Source organism: Paracoccus pacificus (genome assembly GCF_042680785.1).
Taxonomy (GTDB): Bacteria; Pseudomonadota; Alphaproteobacteria; order Rhodobacterales; family Rhodobacteraceae; genus Paracoccus; species Paracoccus pacificus.
On the sequence record NZ_JBHUEN010000021.1, the window covers coordinates 131,618 to 153,100 of the forward strand.

16 protein-coding genes are annotated in these 21,483 nt (G+C 63.9%); 8 read left to right on the forward strand and 8 right to left on the reverse strand.

The annotated features are described in order from the left end of the window. Positions 1-16: 16 nt before the first annotated feature. Both chvE (ACFSCT_RS08750) and chvE (ACFSCT_RS08755) read right to left on the reverse strand, forming a co-directional pair. A complete protein-coding gene (gene chvE / locus ACFSCT_RS08750; protein ID WP_379141958.1) occupies positions 17-1,081 on the reverse strand; it encodes a multiple monosaccharide ABC transporter substrate-binding protein in 1,065 nt (354 codons plus the stop codon). A gap of 72 nt (positions 1,082-1,153) precedes the next feature. After that, a complete protein-coding gene (chvE, locus tag ACFSCT_RS08755; RefSeq protein ID WP_379141960.1) occupies positions 1,154-2,218 on the reverse strand; it encodes a multiple monosaccharide ABC transporter substrate-binding protein in 1,065 nt (354 codons plus the stop codon). A 189-nt stretch (positions 2,219-2,407) separates the two neighbouring features. Between chvE (ACFSCT_RS08755) and ACFSCT_RS08760 the strand changes: the two genes are divergently transcribed. After that, on the forward strand, positions 2,408-3,370 hold the full coding sequence (locus ACFSCT_RS08760; protein WP_379141962.1) for a LysR family transcriptional regulator: 963 nt from the start codon (positions 2,408-2,410) through the stop codon (positions 3,368-3,370). A gap of 13 nt (positions 3,371-3,383) precedes the next feature. On the opposite strand, the gene ACFSCT_RS08765 is transcribed toward ACFSCT_RS08760, so the two are convergent. From ACFSCT_RS08765 to ACFSCT_RS08785, 5 genes are all read right to left on the reverse strand, one after another. Further along, entirely contained in the window at positions 3,384-4,385 is a 1,002-nt protein-coding gene (locus tag ACFSCT_RS08765; protein ID WP_379141964.1) for an SDR family NAD(P)-dependent oxidoreductase, read from the reverse strand. Then, a complete protein-coding gene (locus tag ACFSCT_RS08770; protein WP_379141966.1) occupies positions 4,382-5,692 on the reverse strand; it encodes a UDP-glucose dehydrogenase family protein in 1,311 nt (436 codons plus the stop codon). The genes ACFSCT_RS08765 and ACFSCT_RS08770 overlap by 4 nt, the downstream gene beginning before the upstream one ends. A gap of 76 nt (positions 5,693-5,768) precedes the next feature. Then, positions 5,769-10,256, reverse strand: coding sequence for a translocation/assembly module TamB domain-containing protein (locus tag ACFSCT_RS08775; RefSeq protein WP_379141968.1), 4,488 nt, complete (start codon positions 10,254-10,256; stop codon positions 5,769-5,771). Further along, on the reverse strand, positions 10,256-12,127 hold the full coding sequence (locus ACFSCT_RS08780) for an autotransporter assembly complex protein TamA (RefSeq protein ID WP_379141970.1): 1,872 nt from the start codon (positions 12,125-12,127) through the stop codon (positions 10,256-10,258). The genes ACFSCT_RS08775 and ACFSCT_RS08780 overlap by 1 nt, the downstream gene beginning before the upstream one ends. Before the next feature lie 160 nt (positions 12,128-12,287). Next, entirely contained in the window at positions 12,288-13,217 is a 930-nt protein-coding gene (locus tag ACFSCT_RS08785) for a glucokinase (protein WP_379141972.1), read from the reverse strand. Positions 13,218-13,367: 150 nt separating this feature from the next. Between ACFSCT_RS08785 and ACFSCT_RS08790 the strand changes: the two genes are divergently transcribed. The 6 genes from ACFSCT_RS08790 (at position 13,368) to ACFSCT_RS08815 (ending at position 18,893) form a co-directional block, all read left to right on the forward strand. Further along, a complete protein-coding gene (locus tag ACFSCT_RS08790) occupies positions 13,368-13,832 on the forward strand; it encodes a hypothetical protein (RefSeq protein WP_379141973.1) in 465 nt (154 codons plus the stop codon). A 63-nt stretch (positions 13,833-13,895) separates the two neighbouring features. After that, a complete protein-coding gene (ahcY, locus tag ACFSCT_RS08795) occupies positions 13,896-15,287 on the forward strand; it encodes an adenosylhomocysteinase (protein ID WP_379141975.1) in 1,392 nt (463 codons plus the stop codon). 75 nt (positions 15,288-15,362) lie between these two features. Beyond that, entirely contained in the window at positions 15,363-15,704 is a 342-nt protein-coding gene (locus ACFSCT_RS08800; protein ID WP_379141977.1) for a DUF2853 family protein, read from the forward strand. Positions 15,705-15,883: 179 nt separating this feature from the next. Further along, complete coding sequence (locus ACFSCT_RS08805) at positions 15,884-17,188, forward strand: NCS2 family permease (protein WP_379141979.1); 1,305 nt, start codon at positions 15,884-15,886, stop codon at positions 17,186-17,188. 3 nt (positions 17,189-17,191) lie between these two features. Beyond that, a complete protein-coding gene (uraH, locus tag ACFSCT_RS08810; protein WP_379141982.1) occupies positions 17,192-17,545 on the forward strand; it encodes a hydroxyisourate hydrolase in 354 nt (117 codons plus the stop codon). A gap of 97 nt (positions 17,546-17,642) precedes the next feature. Beyond that, positions 17,643-18,893 (forward strand): urate hydroxylase PuuD, encoded by a 1,251-nt coding sequence (locus ACFSCT_RS08815; protein WP_379141985.1) that lies wholly within the window; start codon positions 17,643-17,645, stop codon positions 18,891-18,893. 117 nt (positions 18,894-19,010) lie between these two features. Here ACFSCT_RS08815 and ACFSCT_RS08820 read toward each other — a convergent pair whose 3' ends face one another. Next, positions 19,011-19,916 (reverse strand): LysR family transcriptional regulator, encoded by a 906-nt coding sequence (locus tag ACFSCT_RS08820; RefSeq protein ID WP_379141986.1) that lies wholly within the window; start codon positions 19,914-19,916, stop codon positions 19,011-19,013. A 118-nt stretch (positions 19,917-20,034) separates the two neighbouring features. Between ACFSCT_RS08820 and xdhA the strand changes: the two genes are divergently transcribed. Then, the gene (xdhA, locus tag ACFSCT_RS08825) at positions 20,035-21,483 is read left to right on the forward strand and encodes a xanthine dehydrogenase small subunit (protein WP_379141988.1); all 1,449 of its coding nucleotides are present in this window, start codon (positions 20,035-20,037) and stop codon (positions 21,481-21,483) included.

Sequence of the window (21,483 nt, forward strand, 5' to 3'; positions counted from 1 at the left end):
CGACCCGCCCGGTCGCCTATTGCAACTGTTCCTTGGTGTAATAGCCGCTGTCGATCAGCACCTGCTGATAATTGTCCTTGGTCACCGGCACCGGCTGCAGCAGATAGGAGGGCACGACCTTGACGCCGTTGTCATAGGTCTTGGTGTCGTTCACTTCGGGTTCTTTGCCTTCCAGCATGGCGTTGACCATGCCGACGGTGACCTTGGCCAGCTCGCGGGTGTCCTTGAACACGGTCGAATACTGGTCGCCCGCGATGATCGCCTTGATGCCCGGAATCTCGGCGTCCTGGCCGGTGATGATCGGCATTTTCTGATCGCCCGAGCCATAGCCCACGCCCTTCACGGATGAGATGATGCCGCGCGCCAGCCCGTCATTCGCCGACAGCACGCCATGCACCTGCTTGTCTGTGTAATTCGCCGACAGGATGTTATCCATGCGCGATTGCGCGGTCGCGGCGTCCCAGCGCAGGGTGCCGACCTTGTCGATGCCCACCTGCCCCGAGGGGATCACGATGGAACCGTCGTCGATCAGCGGCTGGATGACCGACATCGCGCCGTCATAGAAGAAATAGGCGTTGTTGTCGTCGGGGCTGCCGCCGAACAGCTCGACATTCCACGGCTTCACATCCGGGAACCGTTCCTTCAGGCCGTTGACCAGCGAGGTGCCCTGTTCGACCCCGACCTTGTAATTGTCGAAGGTGGCATAATAGTCGACGTCCGGCGTGTCACGGATCAGCCGGTCATAGGCGATGACCTTTATGTCCGCCCCTTTGGCATTGGCCAGCGCGTTCGACAGGGTGGTGCCGTCGATGGCGGCGATCACCAGCACGTTGACGCCCTTGGTGATCATGTTCTCGATCTGCGAAAGCTGGTTCGGAATATCGTCATCGGCATATTGCAGATCGGTCTGATAGCCGGCGTCCTGAAACTGCTTGACCATGTTGTCGCCGTCCGCAATCCAGCGGGCGGTGGTCTTTTCCGGCATCGAAATGCCGACCATACCCTCGGCCAGTGCTGCGGCAGGCGCGGCAAGCGCGATCGTGGATGCGACCGCAAAGGCGAAACGTTTGATTGATTGCATGATCTCCCCCCGGATGACGTGTTGCGTGAACGGCGTGAAAGGGGGCGGGGGTTCTGCCCCGCCCCGGTCGGATCACTTGATCTGATCGGCGGTGTAATAGCCCGAGTCGACCAGAACCTTCTGGATATCGCCCTTAAGGACCGGCACCGGTTGCAGCAGATAGGACGGCACGACCTTGACGCCGTTGTCATAGGTCTTGGTGTCGTTGACCTCGGGCTCTTTGCCTTCCAGCATCGCGTTGACCATGCCGACGGTGACCTTGGCCAGTTCGCGGGTGTCCTTGAAGATGGTCGAATACTGCTCGTCCGCCTCCATCGACTTGACCGACTGGATTTCGGCGTCCTGACCGGTGACGATCGGCATCTTCATGTCGCCCGAGCCATAGCCGACGCCCTTCAGCGACGACAGGATGCCGATCGACAGCCCGTCATAGGGCGAAAGCACGCCGTTCACCTGCTTGTCGGTATAGTTCGCCGACAGAATGTTATCCATGCGGGCCTGTGCGGTCGCGGGGTCCCAGCGCAGGGTGCCGACCTTGTCCATGCCCATCTGCCCCGAGGGGATCACGATCGAGCCGTCGTCGATCAGCGGCTGGATGACCGACATCGCGCCATCGTAGAAGAAGAAAGCGTTGTTGTCGTCGGGGCTGCCGCCGAACAGCTCGACGTTCCACGGTTTCACATCCGGGAACCGCTCTTTCAGGCCGCCGACAAGAGTGTTCGCCTGCTCTACCCCGACCTTGAAGTTGTCGAAGGTGGCGTAATAATCGACATCGGGCGTGTCGCGGATCAGCCGGTCATAGGCGATGACCTTGATATCGGCCGCCTTGGCATTGGCCAGCGCGTTCGACAGCGTGGTGCCGTCGATGGCCGCGATCACCAGCACGTTCACGCCCTTGGTGATCATGTTCTCGATCTGGGCGAGCTGGTTCGGAATATCGTCGTCGGCATATTGCAGATCGGTCTGATAGCCGGCGTCCTGGAACTGCTTGACCATGTTATTGCCGTCGTCGATCCAGCGCGCCGACGATTTGGTCGGCATCGAGATCCCGACCGTGCCCTCGGCCATGGCCAGTCCCGGCAGGGCCAGCGCGGCGCTGGAAGCCAGCACCATGGCCAGCTTTCTAAGCTTCAGCATCATGAATTTCCTCCGTCGATGCAGGATGTACCGGCGTGCAGACCGCCCGCCCGAGCATCAGTGTTTTGTCTTGCCTCCCTGGGGCTGCCCGATCGGGCGCCCTGCGACGGTGTCGCCACCTCTTTGGCTAGCGGTTGCTGGTCATACCGGTCAAGTGCGTTTATCGCTGTTGGATATGCCGGAATCGGTATGACGGGGGATTCGATGGACGATGTGCTGAAACGCCGGATCAAGATGCGCCAGCTTGGGCTGATCGTCGCGGTGGCCGATACCGGACAGATCGGCGCGGCGGCTTCCGCGATCAACATGACCCAGCCCGCCGCATCGCGGATGCTGGCCGAGCTGGAACGAAATGTCGGCGCAGAACTGACCCGGCGCCACCCGCGCGGCGTTCACCTGACCGAGGCCGGCATGCGTCTGGCCGAACGTGCCCGGACGATCCTGCGCGACCTTGACCTTGCCAGTCGCGAGGTTCTGGACATCGACCGCGGCCGGGCAGGGCGTATCAGCTTTGGTTCGGTCGCCGGCCCGTCGCTGGATCTGGTTTTGCCGCTGTTGCAGAATTTGCGCATCCTGCACCCCGAGATTCTGACCGACATCGTTGTGGAATCAAGCGATCGGCTGCTTGAGCACCTGCAATCGGGGCGGATCGAGTTTTATATCGGCCGCATTCCCACCCGCGCCGAAGCCGCGATGTACCAGATGGAGCCGATCGGCGAGGAAGCGTTGTCGATGATTGTCCGCGAGGGGCACGAACTGCATCGACACACGCCCCGGGATCTGTCCGAATGCCTGCGTTTCGACTGGGTGATGCAGCCGCTGGGCGGGTTGCTGCGCACCACGGTCGAACAATATCTGGCGACGCGCGGTTTCGGTCAGCCGGCCCGGATCATCGGGACAAGCTCGCTGATGCTGACGCTGGCTTTCGTCGCGCGCACCAATGCGATCGGGGTCATGTCGACGGCCGCCGCGCAGTTCTTTGCCGCGCCGCAATCGCTTGGCGCGCGCATCGCCCGACTGCCCTTGGCCGATGATCTGAAAGTCGGGACATATGGCTTGATCCGTTTGCGCGACCGGGTGCTGACCCCGGCGGGGGCCACCCTCTACCGCACCATGCAAGAGGCGGTGCGGGTGATGCATCAGGTCCGGTGACGCGCGCAGGCCCTCATGCGCCGTAAAAGCCGCGATACCAGTCGACAAAGGCGCGCACGCCGGTCGCCACATCGGTTTTTGCGCGAAACCCGGTCAGCCGGTGCAACAGCGTCACATCGGCCCAGGTGCGCGGGACCTCTCCGGGCTGGATCGGCATCATGTTCTTCTGCGCCTTTGTTCCCAGCGCATCCTCGACCGCCGCGACATATTCCATCAACGGCACCGGGCTGTCATTGCCGATATTGACCACCCGCCACGGTGCCACCGGCGACAGGCTGTCGCCGGGAACCGGCTGGCCGCGAACCGGCACGGCGGGGATCAGACGCAGCACCGCCTCGACCAGATCGTCGATATAGGTGAAATCGCGCTCCATCTGCCCATGATTGTAGATGTCGATGGGCTCGCCCTTCAGGATCGCGTTGGTGAATTTGAACAGCGCCATGTCCGGCCGGCCCCATGGCCCGTAAACGGTGAAGAACCGGAACATGGTGATCGGCAGGCCGTAGAGATGGGCATAGGAATGCGCCATCGCCTCATTGGCCTTTTTGGTCGCCGCATAGAAGGACATGGGGCTGTCGGCCTTTTGCGCCTCGGCATAGGGGTATTCGTCGTTCGCCCCATAGACGCTGCTGGTCGAGGCCATCAGCAGATGCGCCGGGGGATAGGCGCGGGCGGCCTCGAGCACGCGGAAGGTGCCGATCAGATTGGCGTTTACATAGCTTTCCGGCGCCTCGAGCGAATAGCGAACCCCCGCCTGCGCGGCCAGATGCACGACCACATCGGGGCGGTATTGCGCGAATGCGTTATCCAGCGCGCCGGGGGTTTCCAAGGCCGCGCGGATCTCGGTGAACTTCGGGTCGGCGCGCAGGATATCCAGCCGCGCCTCTTTCAGTTGCGGGTCATAGTAATCGGTCACCGCGTCAAAACCGATGACGGTCCAGCCCTCGGCCAGCAGGTGGCGGCACAGGTGAAAGCCGATGAACCCCGCAGCGCCGGTCACCAATGCGGTGGTCATGCCTCGCGGCCCACGGAATCATAGGCGACAAAGCCCGAGCGCTCGGCCATCTGGCGGTCATAGATATTGCGCAGATCGGCAAGGGCTGCGCGGTTCATCGACCGGGCCAGACGCCCCAGATCAAGGGCGCGAAACTCATTCCACTCGGTCAGGATGACCAGCAGATCGGCGCCATCGGCGGCATCATAGGCATTGGCCATCCAGCGCACGCCGGGCAACAGATGCTCGCCCTCGCGCTGGCCTTGCGGGTCGGTCACGCGCACCTCGGCGCCGCCGCCGATCAGGGCGGGCACGATGGTCAGGGCCGGGGCCTCGCGCATGTCGTCGGTATTGGGCTTGAAGGTCACGCCCAGCACGGCAATGCGCTTGCCGTTGAAACTGCCGTCGCACAGGTCGATCAGCTTGTCGATCATCCGCCGCTTGGTGTGGTCGTTGACGGCGATGACGGTTTCGGTGATCCGCTGCGGGACGCTGTGATCCTGCCCGATCCGGGCCAGCGCCATGGTGTCCTTGGGAAAGCACGACCCGCCATAGCCGGGGCCCGCATGCAGGAACTTGTCGCCGATCCGCTTGTCCAGCCCCATGCCGCGCGCCACCGCCTTGACGTCGGCGCCGACGCGTTCGCACAGCGCGGCGATTTCGTTGATGAAGCTGATCTTGGTCGCCAGAAAGGCGTTGGCGGCGTATTTGGTCATCTCGGCGCTTTCCAGATCGGTCTGGACCATCGGGAAATCGCGCAGGGACAGCGGCCGATATATCTCGGCCATGACCTTTCGCGCCCGCTCGGTTTCGGCACCGATCACCACCCGGTCCGGCCGCATGAAATCGTCGATCGCCGCGCCTTCGCGCAGAAACTCGGGGTTCGAGGCGACGTCGATCACCAGATCGGGGCGAACCGCGCGGATCCGGCGCAGAACCTCGCGGTTGGTGCCGACCGGGACGGTGGATTTCGTGACCACGACGGTCGGTCTGGTCAGCGCCGCGGCGATTTCCTCGGCGGCGGCATAGACATAGCTCAGATCGGCATGGCCGTCGCCGCGCCGGGTGGGCGTGCCGACTGCGATGAACACCGCCTCGGCACCATCGACCGCCGCCGCCAGATCGTCGGTAAAGCTCAGCCGCCCGTCGGCGATGTTGCGGGCCATGAGCGTGTCCAGACCGGGCTCGAATATCGGCACTTCACCGGCGCGCAACCGCTCCAGCTTGCGCTGATCCTTGTCGACGCAGACGACCTGATGGCCGAAATCCGAAAAACAGACGCCGGACACAAGCCCGACATAGCCGGTTCCGATCATCGCGATGCGCATGCGCTATCCTTCCGTCCAACTGCAACGGTAAATGGCGCGCCGCCACCGGCCGAGTCAATGCCGCCCGGACCGGTGCCTAGTAGTCCCGCTCATAGAACAGGCCCAGAGAACTGTCGCCTTCGTTGTCGACCGATCCCCGTGCCGTCAGGCTGGGCGAGATATCGAGGTTCAGGTTGACCGTGCTTTTGCCATCCTGTCCCACCGCGACGTCGGTATAGACGTTCTTCGAGATATATTTTCCGGCCCGGACCGAGACCCTGCCCTGATCGTCGGTGGACAGGTCCAGATCGTCAAGACCAAAGCTGCTGCGCAATTTGTCGACGATGCCGGCGCCGCCGCGGCCGGCCAGAACCGCGATCGCATTGGCAAGCTGAGCCGCCTGAAGCGCCGAGATCTTGTCCAGCCCGCGCCCGAACAGAAGCTGCGACAGCACCTCTTCCTCGGGCATGTCGGGGTCGGAGGTGAAGTGAATTTCGGGGTCGGTGATGTCGCCCTCGATCTCGATCCGGGTGGTGATGCCGTCCTGCTGGTTCGAGGCGATGAACTGCACCACCGGCATCAGGCTACCCTGCATCTCGATGATCCCGGTATCCAGGTCAAAGCGTTTGCCCAGCAGATCAAGCCGCCCCCGGATCAACTCGATCGTTCCGATCGGGATGATGTTCTGGGTCGTTCCGGTCAACCTGATCTGGCCGCCAAGCTCGGCGTCCAGACCGCGACCCCGCACGAAAACCTGCGTGGGGGCCGAGATCAGCAGATCCAGCTTCATCGGATGGGTCGGGGGCGTCGCGGCCGGGCCGGTCATGCCCGCCTCGGCCGAAGCGCGGCTGGGCCATGGCGCTAAGCCCGCCTTGGCCCGGGTCGCGCGCACGGCGGCGCTGTCGTTGATGTGCCGGATTTCGGGAATGTCGCCCGCGCCGCCGCCCGACGTGGCCGGGACGCGGATTTCGGTGTCGAAGAGGTTGATCGTGCCGCTGATCGTCGCGCCAAGGGCCTGCGGCCCCTGAATGCGGATCTCGCCGTTCGCGCGGGTCTGATACAGGTTCGGGTCGCGGATACGGACGTCGTTCAGCATGACCACGATGTCCATATTGCGATCGCCGCGCAACTCGATCGGCCCCGACACCCGCAGCGAACCGCCGGCGTTGACGTTGCCCCGGGCATCCACGTTGATCCGGCCGCCGCCAAGATCGGCATTCAGGGCCAGATTGTCGATGCGGATGCCCAGCTTGGGATCGGCCAGCCGTCCCGAGGGTATGCTGATCCGCCCGGAAAGCGCGTCCAGACCCGGTTTGCCCTGCATCAGCAGATTGAAATTCACTGCCCCCTCAAGCGAGCGGGTGCGCAGGAACGGGTTCGCGATAGCCGCGTCCGAGACCCCCTCGATCCGCAGATCCGCGTTCTGGAAATTGCTGGCGATGGATCCGGCAACCTGAAGCCGGGTACCGCCGGGCGCGGTGCCGTTCAGGTCCATCACGTAATTGCTGCCGTCCTGACGTGCGGTTCCGTTGATCTGGACCGGACCGGGAAAGCCCGGCACCAGCAGGGCCAGATCGCCCAGCATCGCGGTCAGCTTGACGCTGGGCACGCCATCGTTCAGCGCGCCGTCGCCCTGCACCGAAAGCTGCGGGTTGCGAAGGTTCAACCGCTGAACCGAGATCAGGCCGCCCTTCTGGGTCGCCGCCACGTCAAAGGTCGTCTGGCCACGCAGCAGCGCATCGGCCTTTTCATTGCCGATCGCAAGGTTCGAGGCATTGCCGCTGGCGGTGATCTGCCGCTCGCCGTTCTGCTCGACCAGACGGGCATCCGCGTTCAGCGCGCCGGACAGTCCGCGGCCCAGAAACGCCAGACTGCTGGCCCGCGCGGTCGCGTTGATGTCGGTCTTGCCGCCGCCGTATACGCCCTTGGCGCTGGCTGTCAGGTTGGGGCCTTGAATGTCGGCCTGTTCGATGTCGAAAACGCCCTGACGCTCGGTCGCCCGCACGGTCAGCTTGGTTTCCCCCGACAAGGCGGCGTCAAGGTCGCGCTGGCCAAGCGAGATGTTCTGCCCGGTTCCGTCGACGGTCAGCTTGCGCGCCCCGGTGCCATCATCGGCAAAGGTCGCATCGGCGGTGACCGTGCCGCGCCAGCCGGCCCCGAAGGCGGCAAGGTTGCGGATCACGGCATGGGCGGATGCGTTCGTCCCCTCTTTGCCGATGGTGCCCTGCGCCGTCGCGTTCATCTGATCATTGGTCAGCCGCGCCTCTTCGATGGAGATGGTGCCGTCCTTTTCGCTGGCGCGGACCATCAACCGGGTATCCCCCATCATCGCGCCATCGACCTGCGCCTGACCGAAGCTGAGATTGGTGCCGGTCCCGGCGATGTCGACCGAACGGGTGCCGTTCGCCTCGGACAAGCGCGCATTCGCCTTGATCGCGCCGGCAAAGCCGCGTCCCATCACGGTAAGATCGGGCATGCTGAAGGTGATGTTGGCATTCCCGCCGGTGCCCTTGGCATAGGTGCCGTTGCCTTCGGCGATAAGCTGGGTGTTGGCCAGCCGCAGGGTCTCGACCGCCAGACCACCGTTTTCCTGCTGTTGCGCGGCGACGGTCAGCACGGTCTGCCCCTTGAGCGCGCCGTCAAGCTCGGCAATGCCGGTGACCAGATCGTCGGCGATGCCGTCGACGGCCAGACGCCGCAGCCCGGCCGGCCCGGTAATCTTGGCATTGACCTTCAGCGCGCCGCCAAAGGCCGGATCTGCCACCGACAGATCGGGCATCGAGGCCGTCGCCGTCAGGTCGCTGTTGTTCGAGGTCAGCATGCCCTGCGCCTGTGCGGTCAGGTTCTGCGCGTTGACGGTCAGGTCGCGCAACTCGATCCCGGTTTCATCGCGGCGCGCCGACAGCTCGATCGCCGATTCGCCGGCCAGCATGCGGTCGACCTGCGGCTGGTTGATGGCGATGTCGTTGCCGGTGACCTTGGCTTCGACGTCAAAGCCCTTGGTCAGCACCGTGTAAAGCCCGCTGATCGTGGCGGTCGCATTGCCTTTCAGCGCGCGCCCGGCCAGCGTCGACAGCCGCGACAGATCGTCGTGCCGCGCCTCGACCTCGCCCGAGACGGTGATGCCGCTGCCCAGCCCGTCGGCGCGGATATCGCCGGTCAGGCCGTAGCCGCCGCCCTCAAGCGACAGGTTGGTCAGTTCCAGCGGGTTTTCACGCGCCCAGTGAATGTCGGTGCGGCCTTTCAGCGTCTCGCCGATAGCCAGCGCCAGCCCCTTGTCGGTGGGCGCGATGCCGGTGGTGTCAAAATTCAGCACGCCGGTTACCTCGTCGACCCGGCCCGCTTCCTGCTTGACCGAACCCGATCCGTTCAGATCGACGGCGTCGATGGTCATCATCGCCTGTTTCAGGTTGCGCATGCGCGAATTCAGCGTCCAGCCGTCGCCCTTGGCCTTGTCATAGACCAGTTCGAACCGTCCGGTGCTGACCCGGGTCGCGGCATTGCCGAAGGGAAGCAGCGTTTCCGGTTCGGTGGCGCCCGCCTCGGTCCCGACGGTCATCAGCATCACCGCCGATTGCGGCGCGCCGTCGTCACCCAGATTGAGCGAGCCGGAAAGATTCAGCGCATTGGTGTCGATCATCAGCACGGGCAGGGCGATGCGGCCGCTTTCGCCGCGCCAACCCTCGGCCAGCAGAACCGCCTTGTTGCCGAAAAAGGCGCGGTGCTGAACCGGAAGCAGGGGCGAGATGTCGCCGTCCAGCGCCAGCCGGAATTTCTGGCCCGGGCTGTCGTCGGGGCCGGCCGCCGTGGCCAGCGTGGCCTTGCCGGTCACGCGCGGCTGGCCGTCGGTCGCCAGCACGATATCGGCCGCATAATTGGAAATCGGACCGCGACCCGCCACCTGCAACTTGATGGCCGGACGATCGGGGATGTTCAGCAGATTGACCGCCAGACCGTCCTTGTCCTCGTCCAGATCAAGGTTCAGGTTCAGGTTCCGGGTGGTGTTCGAAAACGCCGCGTTCAGCGCAAAGCGCCCGCGCGGGCCGTCCAGCCGGTCGATGTTCAGAACCGCCGTGCCCTCGCCGCCCTCAAGGCTCATGTCGCCCGAGACGCGCAACTCGGCCGGCAGACCGATGATCGGTTGGCCCAGAACCACCCGCTCGGCCAGCAATTTCTCGATCTTCACCGAAACCGGCAGTTCCGGCAGGCTGAATTCCCGCGCTTCCGGGGTCGCCACGCTGGCCTGTGCGGCGGGGGTGGGGGTGCGCGGCAGGTCGATCTCGGCCGCCGACAGTTCGGCGATCTCGATCCGGCCCCGCAGAATGGCCGAACGGTTCCATTGAATGGCGCCGTTGCGCAGCGTCAACCAGACGCCTTGGTCATCCGCGATGGTGATCGAGGCGAATGTCGCGCGCGACGAAAGCGCCCCGGCAAAGCCGGAGATCACGACCTGACGGCCCGCACCGGACAGTTTTTCTTCCAGAAACCGGGTGAGAAAACCTTTGTCTTCCTCGGTCTGGCTGTCTTGGGCCATAACCGAAACCGGCAAAAGAACCAGTAACAGCAAAAGGATAAAGCGCCGCATCAGAATGCCTGCCCCAGACCAAGGTACAATTGCAGCCCCTTTCCGGTATCGCCGCCGACCGGGCCCGCCAGGTCAAGGCGCAGCGGACCGATGGGCGTATCATAACGTACCCCGACACCGGCCCCCGCCTGCCAGCCCGAGGCGCCGCCCCACAATTCGTCCTCCCAGACGCGGCCGGCATCGACGAACAGCACGGTGCCGATTTTTTCGCGAACCTGAATGCGCGCCTCGGTCGATACGGTCGCGATGCTCATGCCGCCGGTCTTGATCGGTCCGTCGGGACCCTGAAGTACCCGGACCCCCAGCGACTGATAGGGCTGGCCGCGAACCGTGCCGCCACCGCCGGAATAGAACAGATAGTCGCGCGGGGTTTCCGCCAGCGTGGGACCGGCGACCGTGCCCAGCCGCGCCCGCGCCGCCAGCGTGAAACGCTGATCTTCGCCAAAGCTGCGATAGATCCGGCCCTCGGCGGTCAGTTGCGACCCGGATCCGGTATCGGCGAAACCGACGAACGGGATCACGCCGCCCGACAGCCAGAAGCCGCTTTTGGCGTTGTTCGGGTCGTCGCGCTTGTCCCAGGTGATCGAGGTCGGAAAGGACAGTACCTTGAACCGGGTCTTGCCGCTTTCGTCCTCGACCCGCGACACGCGATATTGAATCTCGGTCTGGGCGCTTAATTCGTCGCTCCAGATCCGGTTGAGGCCGAGACCGAAATGGGCCGCGTCTTCCTTGTAATCGACGTCATCGGTGTGCTGGATGCCGGTATCCAGATAGGCCGTGGTGTCGGCGGTGATCGTGGCGGGGCGTTCCAGCCGCAGGTTAAGCGAATAGTCCCGGCCGCTGTCCCGCGCCCCGAGATTGGCGATCTTGCCCTCGATCCGCAGCCTTTCGCCGCCGCCCAACAGGTTGCGATGCAGCCAATAGGCCGACAGCGCCGCGCCTTCGTTGGTTGAAATCTCAAAGCCCGCGCCGATCCGGCGGGGCTTCTGTTCCACGACGGTCAGATCGACATCCATCGTATTGCCGGGGCCGAGCTTTTCGGATTCCTCAAGCGTGATCGCCGAGAAAACCCCGGTCCGCCGCAGACGCTTGCGCACGTCTTCCAGCTTTTCCGGGTCGAACCTTTGTCCTTCGGGAAAGCCGGCGATCTTGGCCAGACGGCGCGGGTCCATCCGGTCGTAGCCGCGCATCCGCAATTGCCCGAAGGTGACCACCGGTCCGGGGGCAAGCGCAACCTCGGCCGACAGGGTGCGGGCGGCGTGGTCGGCGACGATATTGTCGCCGGCGATATCCGCCTTGGCGTTGCCGTTCTCGCGCCATGCCTTGACGCCGGCGCGGGCGGCGTCGCCCACCAGTTCCGATTTGGCGACCTTTCCGGTCTGGAAATCACTCGGCAGTTTGGTGTTCGGCGCCAGCGGGCCGACGGCGGCGCGTGAAAAGCGGAATTGCGGGCCGGTCTGCACGGTCACGTTGATCTGGCGCACCGTCTGCGGCGCATCGAGCGCGGCGATCTGCGCCGCCTCCTGACCGTCCAGCGTGATGTTGATCACCCCGGAATAATATCCCTGCCCGTACAGGACCGCCAGAAACCGCGCGTAATCCGCCCGTGCGGCGGCCAGCAGGTCCTGCCCGGTATAGCGGCCTTCGTCGATCGCGCCGGACATCAATGACCGCCCGCGCAGCGATTTTTCCAGATCGGTATCGCCGGCGATGTTGAAGTTCAGCTTGACCGGCGCCTCGGCTTTCGGGCCGCCGAAGATTCCCGAGAAAGGCGAGGACGATGCCGATGACGCGGATGAGGACGATTGCGCCGCGGCCCGTTCGGGCACCTGTCCGCATATCGCCAAACCGCCCAGTGCGAAGGCCGTCACGCCCGTTCGCAGAATTCGCCGTCTCGCCATGCTTGACCTGCCAAAAAAAGTGCCTCGTTAACCCTTGTACCGGGCCTTGAGACCGTTTTCGCAGGAAATCGGGCTCAATTCCAGTGAACATTAACCTTTTGGCGGTCGATTGTGCGTTATCCGGCCGAATTCATGTCAACGCGGCCACACATCCCGAAAGCGCCGCCATGTCGTCGCGAATCACCAATATCGGCACATTGGCCGGAATCGCCCGCATGAACGGCTCGGCCATCATGGCGTCGATGAAAATGGATTGCAGATCCTGACGGTTGACCGACCGGGCGACGCTGCCGGCCAGATAAAGCCCCTCCAGCGGCATGAACCGCAGCGCCAGTTCACGGCAAAGCAGGCCGAAAAGCTCGGCGTAGAAGCGATAGGTGCGCAGCGCGGCCGCGTCGCCGCCCTCAAGCGCCCGGGCGATTTCCTCGGACCGGACGGGTTCGGTGCCGTGCAGGGCGGCGTGCAGACGCGACAGGCCGCGCCCCGCGAAAAGATCCTCGGTGGTGGGAAAGCCGGCGGCGGCCGGGCCAAGGGCGGCGCGCAGGCGATCCTGAATATTGCCGGGCAGAACGGTGTGGCCTTCTTCATGCTCAAGGCAGATCACGCCGCCGCCGGACAGGTGCCGGACCGAGCAGACGTTGAAGCCGGTTCCGGCATTCACCACCAGCCCCTGACCGTTGCGCGACCGTGCCGGATCGACCGCGCGCAGGACGCCATAGCCGTCGTCCCCCAGCATCGCGGTCGCATAGCCAAGCGCGGTCAGGTCGTTGATCAGCCGCACCCGGTCGACACCGGTCAGCCGCGCCAGTCCGGTCTGATCAAAGCTCCAGTCCCGATTGGTCAGCCGCGCCTGCCCGCCCGCGACCGGACCGGCGACGGCGACGCAGACGGCGGTCAGCGCGGGTTGGGATTGCTGTTGCAGGTAGGTGGTCACCACGCTGTCGAAATCGGCATAATCTTCGCCGCGAAACCGGGTGATCGAAACCGGGTCGATCTTGCCGGCATGGGCCAGCGCCAGACGCGCATTCGTCCCGCCCACATCCGCCAATAACATGGCCATTCGGTTTCCTCCGCCCGATGAATTTCGTGTCATGGCCAAGATGACGTTGCGGCCGGATTATCGCAAGTGCGCCGGCGGAAACCCCGAAAACGGAACTTTTTCCGCGATTGCCGGTTTTCCCTGTAACCCCATCTGGATGGGAAGAAGGCAATGGATGTTAAGAAAAAGGTAATTATCGGCGCGACCGCCCTGACTTTGATCGGGGGTATTGCGCTGGCAGGATCGCAGGCGATGAGCCGCCCCGATATTCGCGCCTATTCGGCAATCGCCGATGTTCCGGTGGCGCAGGTGATCGGCATGGCGGCGGGCGAAATCCCGTTGCCCGAGGATCCGACGATGCAGCCCTATTGCGAAACCTACTCGGCGCTTGGTGCCTCGCTGGACCATGATTTCGGCGAGGAGCTGATTCAGATGCAGACGGTCAACGCGGGCGGTCAGGCCGAACTTTGGGGCTCCGACGTCATGGGCACCTGGACGATCGTTTATGCGCGGCCCGATGATACGGCCTGCGTCGTCGCCTCGGGGACCGGGTACAGAAGCGGTATCGACAGCGGGGCGTTTCTTGACGCGGCGGGTATCGAACGCCCGTCCGGGAACGGTGCCGCGGCTGTTTGATTGAACTGCCGCCGTCCGAGTGCTATGGGGCGCGCCTAACGCAATTCAAGCAGGGTGCGCCGCGTGAAAGACTTCATCATCAAGGACGCCGCGCTGGCCGAGTTCGGCCGCAAGGAACTCGACATCGCCGAAACCGAAATGCCGGGGCTGATGGCGCTGCGGTCCGAATATGGCGAATCGAAGCCCCTTAAGGGCGCGCGGATCGCCGGATCGCTGCATATGACGGTGCAGACCGCCGTGCTGATCGAAACGCTGGTGGCGCTGGGGGCGGATGTGCGCTGGGCCTCGTGCAACATCTATTCCACCCAGGATCACGCCGCGGCCGCCATCGCCGCCGCCGGCATCCCGGTTTTCGCGATCAAGGGCGAAACGCTGCCGGAATACTGGGCCTATACCGACCGGATCTTCCAGTTCCCGGAAGCGACCGCGAACATGATCCTGGACGATGGCGGCGACGCGACGCTGTATATCCTTCTAGGCGCGCGGGTCGAGGCGGGCGAGACCGATCTGATCGCCGTCCCCACCAGCGAAGAGGAAGAGGCTCTGTTCGCGCAGATAAGGAAGCGGATGGCTGAAAGCCCGGGTTTCTTCACCCGTCAGCGCGATGCGATCAAGGGCGTGTCCGAGGAAACCACGACCGGCGTGCACCGCCTTTATGATCTGCACAAGAAAGGCTTGCTGCCGTTTCCGGCGATCAATGTGAACGACAGCGTCACCAAATCGAAATTCGACAACAAATATGGCTGCAAGGAAAGCCTCGTCGACGGCATCCGCCGCGCCACCGACGTGATGATGGCCGGCAAGGTCGCCGTGGTCTGCGGCTATGGCGATGTCGGCAAGGGCTCATCCGCGTCGCTGCGCGGCGCCGGTGCGCGCGTGAAGGTGACCGAGGTCGATCCGATCTGTGCCTTGCAGGCAGCCATGGACGGGTTCGAGGTGGTGACGCTGGAGGATGTGGCCGACAGCGCCGACATCTTCGTGACCACCACCGGCAACAAGGACGTGATCCGGCTGGAGCATATGCGGGCGATGAAGGACATGGCCATCGTCGGCAACATCGGCCATTTCGACAACGAAATTCAGGTCGCCGCGCTGCGCAACCACAAATGGACCAACGTCAAGGATCAGGTCGACATGATCGAGATGCCCTCGGGCAATCGCATCATTCTGCTGTCGCAGGGGCGGCTTCTGAACCTTGGGAACGCCACCGGCCACCCGTCCTTCGTGATGTCGGCCAGCTTCACCAATCAGGTTCTGGCGCAGATCGAACTGTGGACCAAGGGCGATGAATATCAGCCCGGCGTCTATATCCTGCCGAAGCATCTGGACGAAAAAGTGGCGCGGCTGCATCTGGACAAGATCGGCGTCAAACTGACCCAATTGTCCAAGGAACAGGCCGATTATATCGGCGTTACCCCCGAAGGCCCGTTCAAGTCGGATCACTACCGCTACTGAAAGACTTTGCTTTTTGTTAAGCCGCCATTAGGGTTTGGTCAGGGCGCAAGGCCCTGATCACCGAACGGGGACGACATGAGTAGACGGGACGAACTGATCGCGAAATATGCCGAGGACCTCAAATCCAAGATGGGTGTCACGCCCGACATGGATCTGCTGACAAAGGTCGTCATCGGCTGCGGACCATCCATCTATAATCAGGACAGCGAAACCGTAGCGGGCTCGGACCCGGATGAGCTGGCCCGGGTCAAGAACAGCTATCTGGTCAAGAAACTCGGCCTTGCCGACGGCCCTGAGCTGATGGCGGCGATCAAATCGGTGCTGGAAAAATACGGCACCAGCAATCGTAACAAGTTCCGGCCGGTCATCTATTACATGCTGTGCACGCAGTTCAATAAGCAGTCGGTTTATAACTAGGCTTCAAGAACAAGGCATCGGGCGGCGGCCGGGTGAACGGTCCGGCCGCCGATGCGTTTTCAACGTTCCGTTGAAAGACTGCCAGCGGCCGCCCTATGGTCTGAATGCCGGCGCCGGCCTAGGCTTCCCGTCCGGAACGGCGTCAAGCCGGACGGTGCAACCAGATCAGGGACATGAAAATGCTGGAACAATGGTTCGGGTTGACTGAACGAAGCACCTCGGCGCGGACCGAGATCATCGCGGGGATCACCACATTCCTGACGATGGCCTATATCATCTTCGTCAACCCCGAGATCCTGTCGACCACCGGCATGGACCGCAACGCCGTCTTTGTCGCCACCTGTCTGGCGGCGGCGCTGGGATCGGCGGTCATGGGGCTTTTCGCCAACTGGCCGATCGGAATGGCGCCGGGCATGGGGCTGAACGCCTTTTTCGCCTTTACCGTGGTGGCCGGCATGGGTTTCACGTGGCAGCAGGCGCTTGGGGCGGTGTTCATCTCGGGCATCATTTTCCTGATCCTGTCGGTCACCGGCATTCGCCGCTGGCTGATCGAGGGTATTCCGAAATCCATGCGCAGCGCCATCGCCGCCGGGATCGGCATGTTCCTTGGGCTGATCGCGCTGAAAACGGCGGGGATCGTCGTGCCGAGCGAGCCGACGCTTGTCACCCTTGGCGACATGACCCAGCCGACGGTTCTGCTTGCCATCGCGGGGTTTTTCCTGATCGCCGCGCTGGATGCGCTGCGGGTCAGGGGGGCGATCCTGATCGGTATTCTGGCCGTCACGATCGTCTCGATCGGCTTGGGTGTCAGCCAGTTCGGGGGCATCGTCTCGATGCCGCCATCCATCGCGCCGACCTTCCTGCAACTGGACATCATCGGCGCGCTTGGCTTCGGCATCGTGCATGTCGTGCTGGTCATGGTGCTGGTCGAGGTGTTCGACGCCACCGGTACGCTGATCGGGGTGGCCAAGCGCGCCGGCCTGCTGACCGAGGGGCCGACGCATACCAACAAGGGCCTGTCCCGCGCATTGATGGCCGATTCGACCGCCATTGTCGCGGGCTCGCTGCTGGGCACCTCGTCGACCACGGCCTACGTGGAAAGCGCGTCGGGTGTGCAGGCGGGGGGGCGCACCGGGCTGACGGCGCTGACCGTGGCGGTCCTGTTCCTGCTGGCGATGTTTCTGGCGCCGCTGGCAGGGTCGGTTCCGGCCTATGCCACGGCGCCGGCGCTGCTTTACGTGGCGACCCTGATGCTGCGCGAACTGACCGAGGTGCAATGGACCGACATCACCGACGCCGCGCCGGCCGCGCTGACCGCGCTGATGATGCCGTTCACCTATTCCATCGCGAACGGTCTGGCCTTTGGCTTCATCAGCTACGCCGCGCTGAAGCTGCTGACCGGCCGCGCCCGCGAGGTGCATCCCGCGACCTGGGTGGTGGCGGTGCTGTTCGTGATCCGCTTTGCCTTTTTCGCCGAGGCCTGAGCGATGGCGGGTTTTCTGACCACTCATGTGCTCGACACCGCCACGGGGCGCCCGGCGCAGGGCCTTCGGATCGAGCTGTTTCGGCTGGACGGCGGTGATCGCCAGCGTCTGGCCGAGGTCGTGACCAATGACGACGGCCGCACCGATGCCCATATCCTGCCGGCCGATCGTTTCGCCACCGGCGAATATGAATTGCTGTTTCATGTCGGCGACTGGCTGGACGGCCTGAATCACCGGGCCGAGACACCGCGCTTTCTGGATGTGGTGCCGATCCGTTTCGGCATGGCCGAGGACAGCCATTATCACGTGCCGCTGCTGATCGCGCCCTATGGCTATTCCACCTATCGGGGAAGCTGATTTTCAATCGACCGTAAAGACTGCCCGGCGGCCGCGACCCATGTTCGCCGGGGCGCAAAGCCGATAGTCTTTGCCGCGGATCAATTTGGAGTCGCGCATGCCCGATTATGCGATCATCTGGGAATGGCTGGCCTTCGCCATCCGCTGGACCCATGTCATCACCGCGATCGCGTGGATCGGGTCGTCCTTCTATTTCATCGCGCTGGACCTTGGCCTGCAAAAAGCCCCGCACCTGCCGAAGGGAGCCTATGGCGAGGAATGGCAGGTCCATGGCGGCGGCTTCTATCACATCCAGAAATATCTGGTCGCCCCCGAACAGATGCCCGAACATCTGACATGGTTCAAATGGGAAAGCTATTCGACCTGGCTGTCGGGCCTCGCGCTGCTGATGGTCACCTATTGGGCGGGTGCGAACCTGTTCCTGATCGACCCGTCCAAGATGGATCTGGCGGTCTGGCAGGCGATCCTGATCTCGGGCGGGTCGCTGGCCATCGGCTGGCTGATCTATGACACGCTGTGCAAATCGCCGCTGGGTGACAAGCCGACGGTGCTGATGCTGCTGTTGTTCGTGGCGCTTGTGGTGATGGGCTGGGGGTATGACCAGATCTTCACCGGCCGCGCCGCGCTTTTGCATCTGGGCGCATTCACCGCCACGATCATGACGGCGAACGTGTTCCTGATCATCATGCCGAACCAGCGCATCGTGGTCGCCGACCTGAAGGCGGGGCGGGTGCCCGATCCGAAATATGGCAGGATCGCCAAGCTGCGCTCGACCCACAACAACTATCTGACCCTGCCGGTCATCTTCCTGATGCTGTCGACCCATTATCCGCTGGCCTTCGCCTCGGAATACAACTGGCTGATCGCGGCGCTGGTGTTCCTGATGGGGGTCACGATCCGGCATTTCTTCAACACGCTGCATGCCCGCCGTGGCTATCTGTGGTGGACCTGGGCGGTGACTGCGATCCTGTTCGTGATCATCATGTGGCTGTCCTCGCTGGGGCTGCGGGTCGAGCCGCTGGAAGAGGCCGAGGCCCGCCCGCTGAACGCCGCCCAGCAACGTATCGTGCAATCGGCGGGCTTTGACGAGGTGCGCGACATCATCGGCGGGCGCTGTTCGATGTGCCATGCGCGCGAAACGGCCTTCGAAGGGATCTGGCACGCGCCCAAGGGGGTCCTGTTGCAGACCGACGGCGAAATCGCAGATGCCGCGCGCGAGATCTATATTCAGGCCGGGCTGACCGATGCCATGCCGCCCGCCAACGTCAGCTTCATGGAGCCCGAGGAACGGGCAAAAATCGTTCGCTGGTATCGCGGCATCGGGACCGACAAGCTGGCCTGGAACTAGGTTTTCCGCGCGGGCAGGCGATGCCGTGAAAGCCTGGCGGAGGCGGCAGGCGTGATCCGGTTCAGATCGCGGCCGTCCGTGGCGGGTGGCAACCCGTCATATGGTCCCGAACGGTCCTTATCGGCCGGTATCGGTTGCGCCTTTCAACTCGCGCAGCGCGAAATCCGCGAATATTCGCAGTTTCGGATCCTGCAACTGCCGGTGAGGGGTCAGTATCCCGAACTGCGCCGGCAGCGGCGGCGTCTCGGGCAGGACCTCGACCAGCCGGCCCTGTGCCAGATGGCTGGCGACCTCATAGGCGGGCCGGTTGGCGATGCCGTGACCGTCCAGCGCCCATCCGGTCAGCACATCGCCGTCATCGGCATCGAACCGGCCCGAGACCAGCATCTTGCGCGGGCCATCAGCGGTCGACAGCATCCAGTAATATTCCGGGCTGCGGGGATAGCGCAGCAGCAGGCAATTATGTCCGGCCAGATCGTCGGGCGATCCGGGCACACCGTGCCGCGCCAGATATTCCGGCGCGGCCACCAGCCGGCGCGGGCAATCGCTGATCTTGCGCCACAAAAGCGCGCTGTCCTGCGGCTCGCCCAGAAAGAAGGCGATGTCGATCCCGTCCTCGACGATGTTCACCGAGCGGTCAGACAGCCGAAGCCGTATCTCGACCTCGGGGTTCTGTTCGCAGAACCGCGGCACCAGCGGCCCGACCAGCCTGCGGCCGACGCCCAGCGGCGCGGTCAGGCGGATGACGCCGCGCGGGGTGCCGGAAAAGCCGGACACGACCGCCTCGGCCTGATCCAGCGTCTCGATGACCCGCCGCGCGCTGTCATAGAAGGCGCGCCCGATTTCGGTCGGGGTCAGCTTGCGCGTGGTCCGGTTCAACAGGCGCACGCCAAACCGGGTTTCCAGATCCCTGATCCGGTTCGACGCGACCGCGGGCGACATGCGCAGATCGCGTCCCCCGGCGGTGATCGAGCCCAGTTCGATCACCCGGACGAAGACCCGCAGACTTTCAAGATAGGGCAACGTTATGCATCCCGTTTTTCAACGACTCGTGTAAACTCTTCTATCGCTGAAAACATTTTGGATTTCCAATTAAAGGATTAGGTTAATGACTTGCCCGGCGCCGGGCCGCGAGGGGAAGATGACCGAACTGCGTTTTCTGCTGAACGATACCGAAATCAGCCTGTCCGAGGTCGGGGCCTCGGATACGCTGCTGGATTTCCTGCGTATTTCAAGGCGTCTGACCGGCACCAAGGAAGGCTGCGCCGAGGGCGATTGCGGTGCCTGCACGGTCATGGTCGGGCGGCTGACACCGGTCGGGCTGATCTATGAGCCGGTGAACGCCTGTATCCGCTTCGTTGCCTCGTGCCACGCCTGTCATGTGGTCACGATCGAACATCTGCGCGGGCAGGACGGCAAGCTGCACCCGGTCCAGCAGGCGATGGTCGACCATCACGGCAGCCAGTGCGGTTTCTGTACGCCCGGCTTTGTCATGGCGCTTTATGGTCTATGGATGACCAATCCCGATCCCACGATGACCGAGGTCGAGACGGCGTTGCAGGGCAATCTGTGCCGCTGCACCGGGTATGAGCCCATCGTCCGCGCCGCATTCGCCGCAACCCGCGCCGGCGGTCAGGCCGCCGATGCGTTGAATACCGAGCGTGAAAATGTCGCGTCCCGGCTGGCGGGCATGCGGGGTCGCGTCGATGTCGCGCGCGACGGTCGAAACCGGGCGATCGTTCCCGCCGATGTGGACGATCTGGCGGAGGTGATGCTGGCGCAAGACAAACCCACCCTTGTGGCCGGCGCGACCGATGTCGGTCTTTGGGTGACGAAGTTCCTGCGCAACATCTCGCCCGCCGTGTTCATCGGCCATCTGATGAAGGATATCGCGGTCGACGACCAGGAAATCCGCATCGGCGCGGGTGTCACCTATTCCGAGGCGGCGCCCGTCATCGCCGAACATTTCCCCGAGGTCGACAGCTATTGGCACCGGATCGGCGGCTGGCAGGTGCGCAACATGGGCACGGTCGGCGGCAATATCGCCAACGGCTCACCCATCGGGGAAAGCCCGCCGCTGCTGATCGCACTCGGGGCGCGGATCGTGCTGCGCCGGGGGGCCGAGCGGCGCGAAATTCCCCTTGAAAGCTATTTCATCGAATATGGCAAACAGGACCGCAAACCGGGCGAATTTCTGGAAACCATCATCATTCCGCGCCGGGGCGACGCGCTGATCGCCGCCTACAAGATCAGCAAGCGCCGGGACGCGGATATTTCGGCCGTCGCCGCCGGCTTCCGCATCACCGTCGCGCATGACATCATCACCCGCGCGCATGTCGCCTTTGGCGGCATGGCCGGCATTCCCAAGCGCGCCGCGCACGCCGAGGCGGCATTGGTCGGCGCGCCCTTCGCCCGGCAGTCGTTCGAGGCCGCTGCCCGCGCCGTGGCCGAGGATTTCCAGCCCCTGTCGGACTGGCGCGCCAGCGCGGAATATCGCCGCACGGTCGCGGCGAATTTCTTCCGCCGCTTCTGGCTGGAACATGCCGGTGGCGCATTGCCGGTGCGCCTGCCCCGCGCCGCAGGAGAGTAG

What these genes read in the sequence shown, in the direction of transcription:
- chvE (WP_379141958.1), bottom strand. Translation starts at nt 1,081, where the DNA reads ATGCAATCAATCAAACGTTTCGCCTTTGCGGTCGCATCCACGATCGCG.
- chvE (WP_379141960.1), bottom strand. Translation starts at nt 2,218, where the DNA reads ATGCTGAAGCTTAGAAAGCTGGCCATGGTGCTGGCTTCCAGCGCCGCG.
- ACFSCT_RS08760 (WP_379141962.1), top strand. Translation starts at nt 2,408, where the DNA reads ATGACGGGGGATTCGATGGACGATGTGCTGAAACGCCGGATCAAGATG.
- ACFSCT_RS08765 (WP_379141964.1), bottom strand. Translation starts at nt 4,385, where the DNA reads ATGACCACCGCATTGGTGACCGGCGCTGCGGGGTTCATCGGCTTTCAC.
- ACFSCT_RS08770 (WP_379141966.1), bottom strand. Translation starts at nt 5,692, where the DNA reads ATGCGCATCGCGATGATCGGAACCGGCTATGTCGGGCTTGTGTCCGGC.
- ACFSCT_RS08775 (WP_379141968.1), bottom strand. Translation starts at nt 10,256, where the DNA reads ATGCGGCGCTTTATCCTTTTGCTGTTACTGGTTCTTTTGCCGGTTTCG.
- ACFSCT_RS08785 (WP_379141972.1), bottom strand. Translation starts at nt 13,217, where the DNA reads ATGGCCATGTTATTGGCGGATGTGGGCGGGACGAATGCGCGTCTGGCG.
- ACFSCT_RS08790 (WP_379141973.1), top strand. Translation starts at nt 13,368, where the DNA reads ATGGATGTTAAGAAAAAGGTAATTATCGGCGCGACCGCCCTGACTTTG.
- ACFSCT_RS08800 (WP_379141977.1), top strand. Translation starts at nt 15,363, where the DNA reads ATGAGTAGACGGGACGAACTGATCGCGAAATATGCCGAGGACCTCAAA.
- ACFSCT_RS08805 (WP_379141979.1), top strand. Translation starts at nt 15,884, where the DNA reads ATGCTGGAACAATGGTTCGGGTTGACTGAACGAAGCACCTCGGCGCGG.
- uraH (WP_379141982.1), top strand. Translation starts at nt 17,192, where the DNA reads ATGGCGGGTTTTCTGACCACTCATGTGCTCGACACCGCCACGGGGCGC.
- ACFSCT_RS08815 (WP_379141985.1), top strand. Translation starts at nt 17,643, where the DNA reads ATGCCCGATTATGCGATCATCTGGGAATGGCTGGCCTTCGCCATCCGC.
- xdhA (WP_379141988.1), top strand. Translation starts at nt 20,035, where the DNA reads ATGACCGAACTGCGTTTTCTGCTGAACGATACCGAAATCAGCCTGTCC.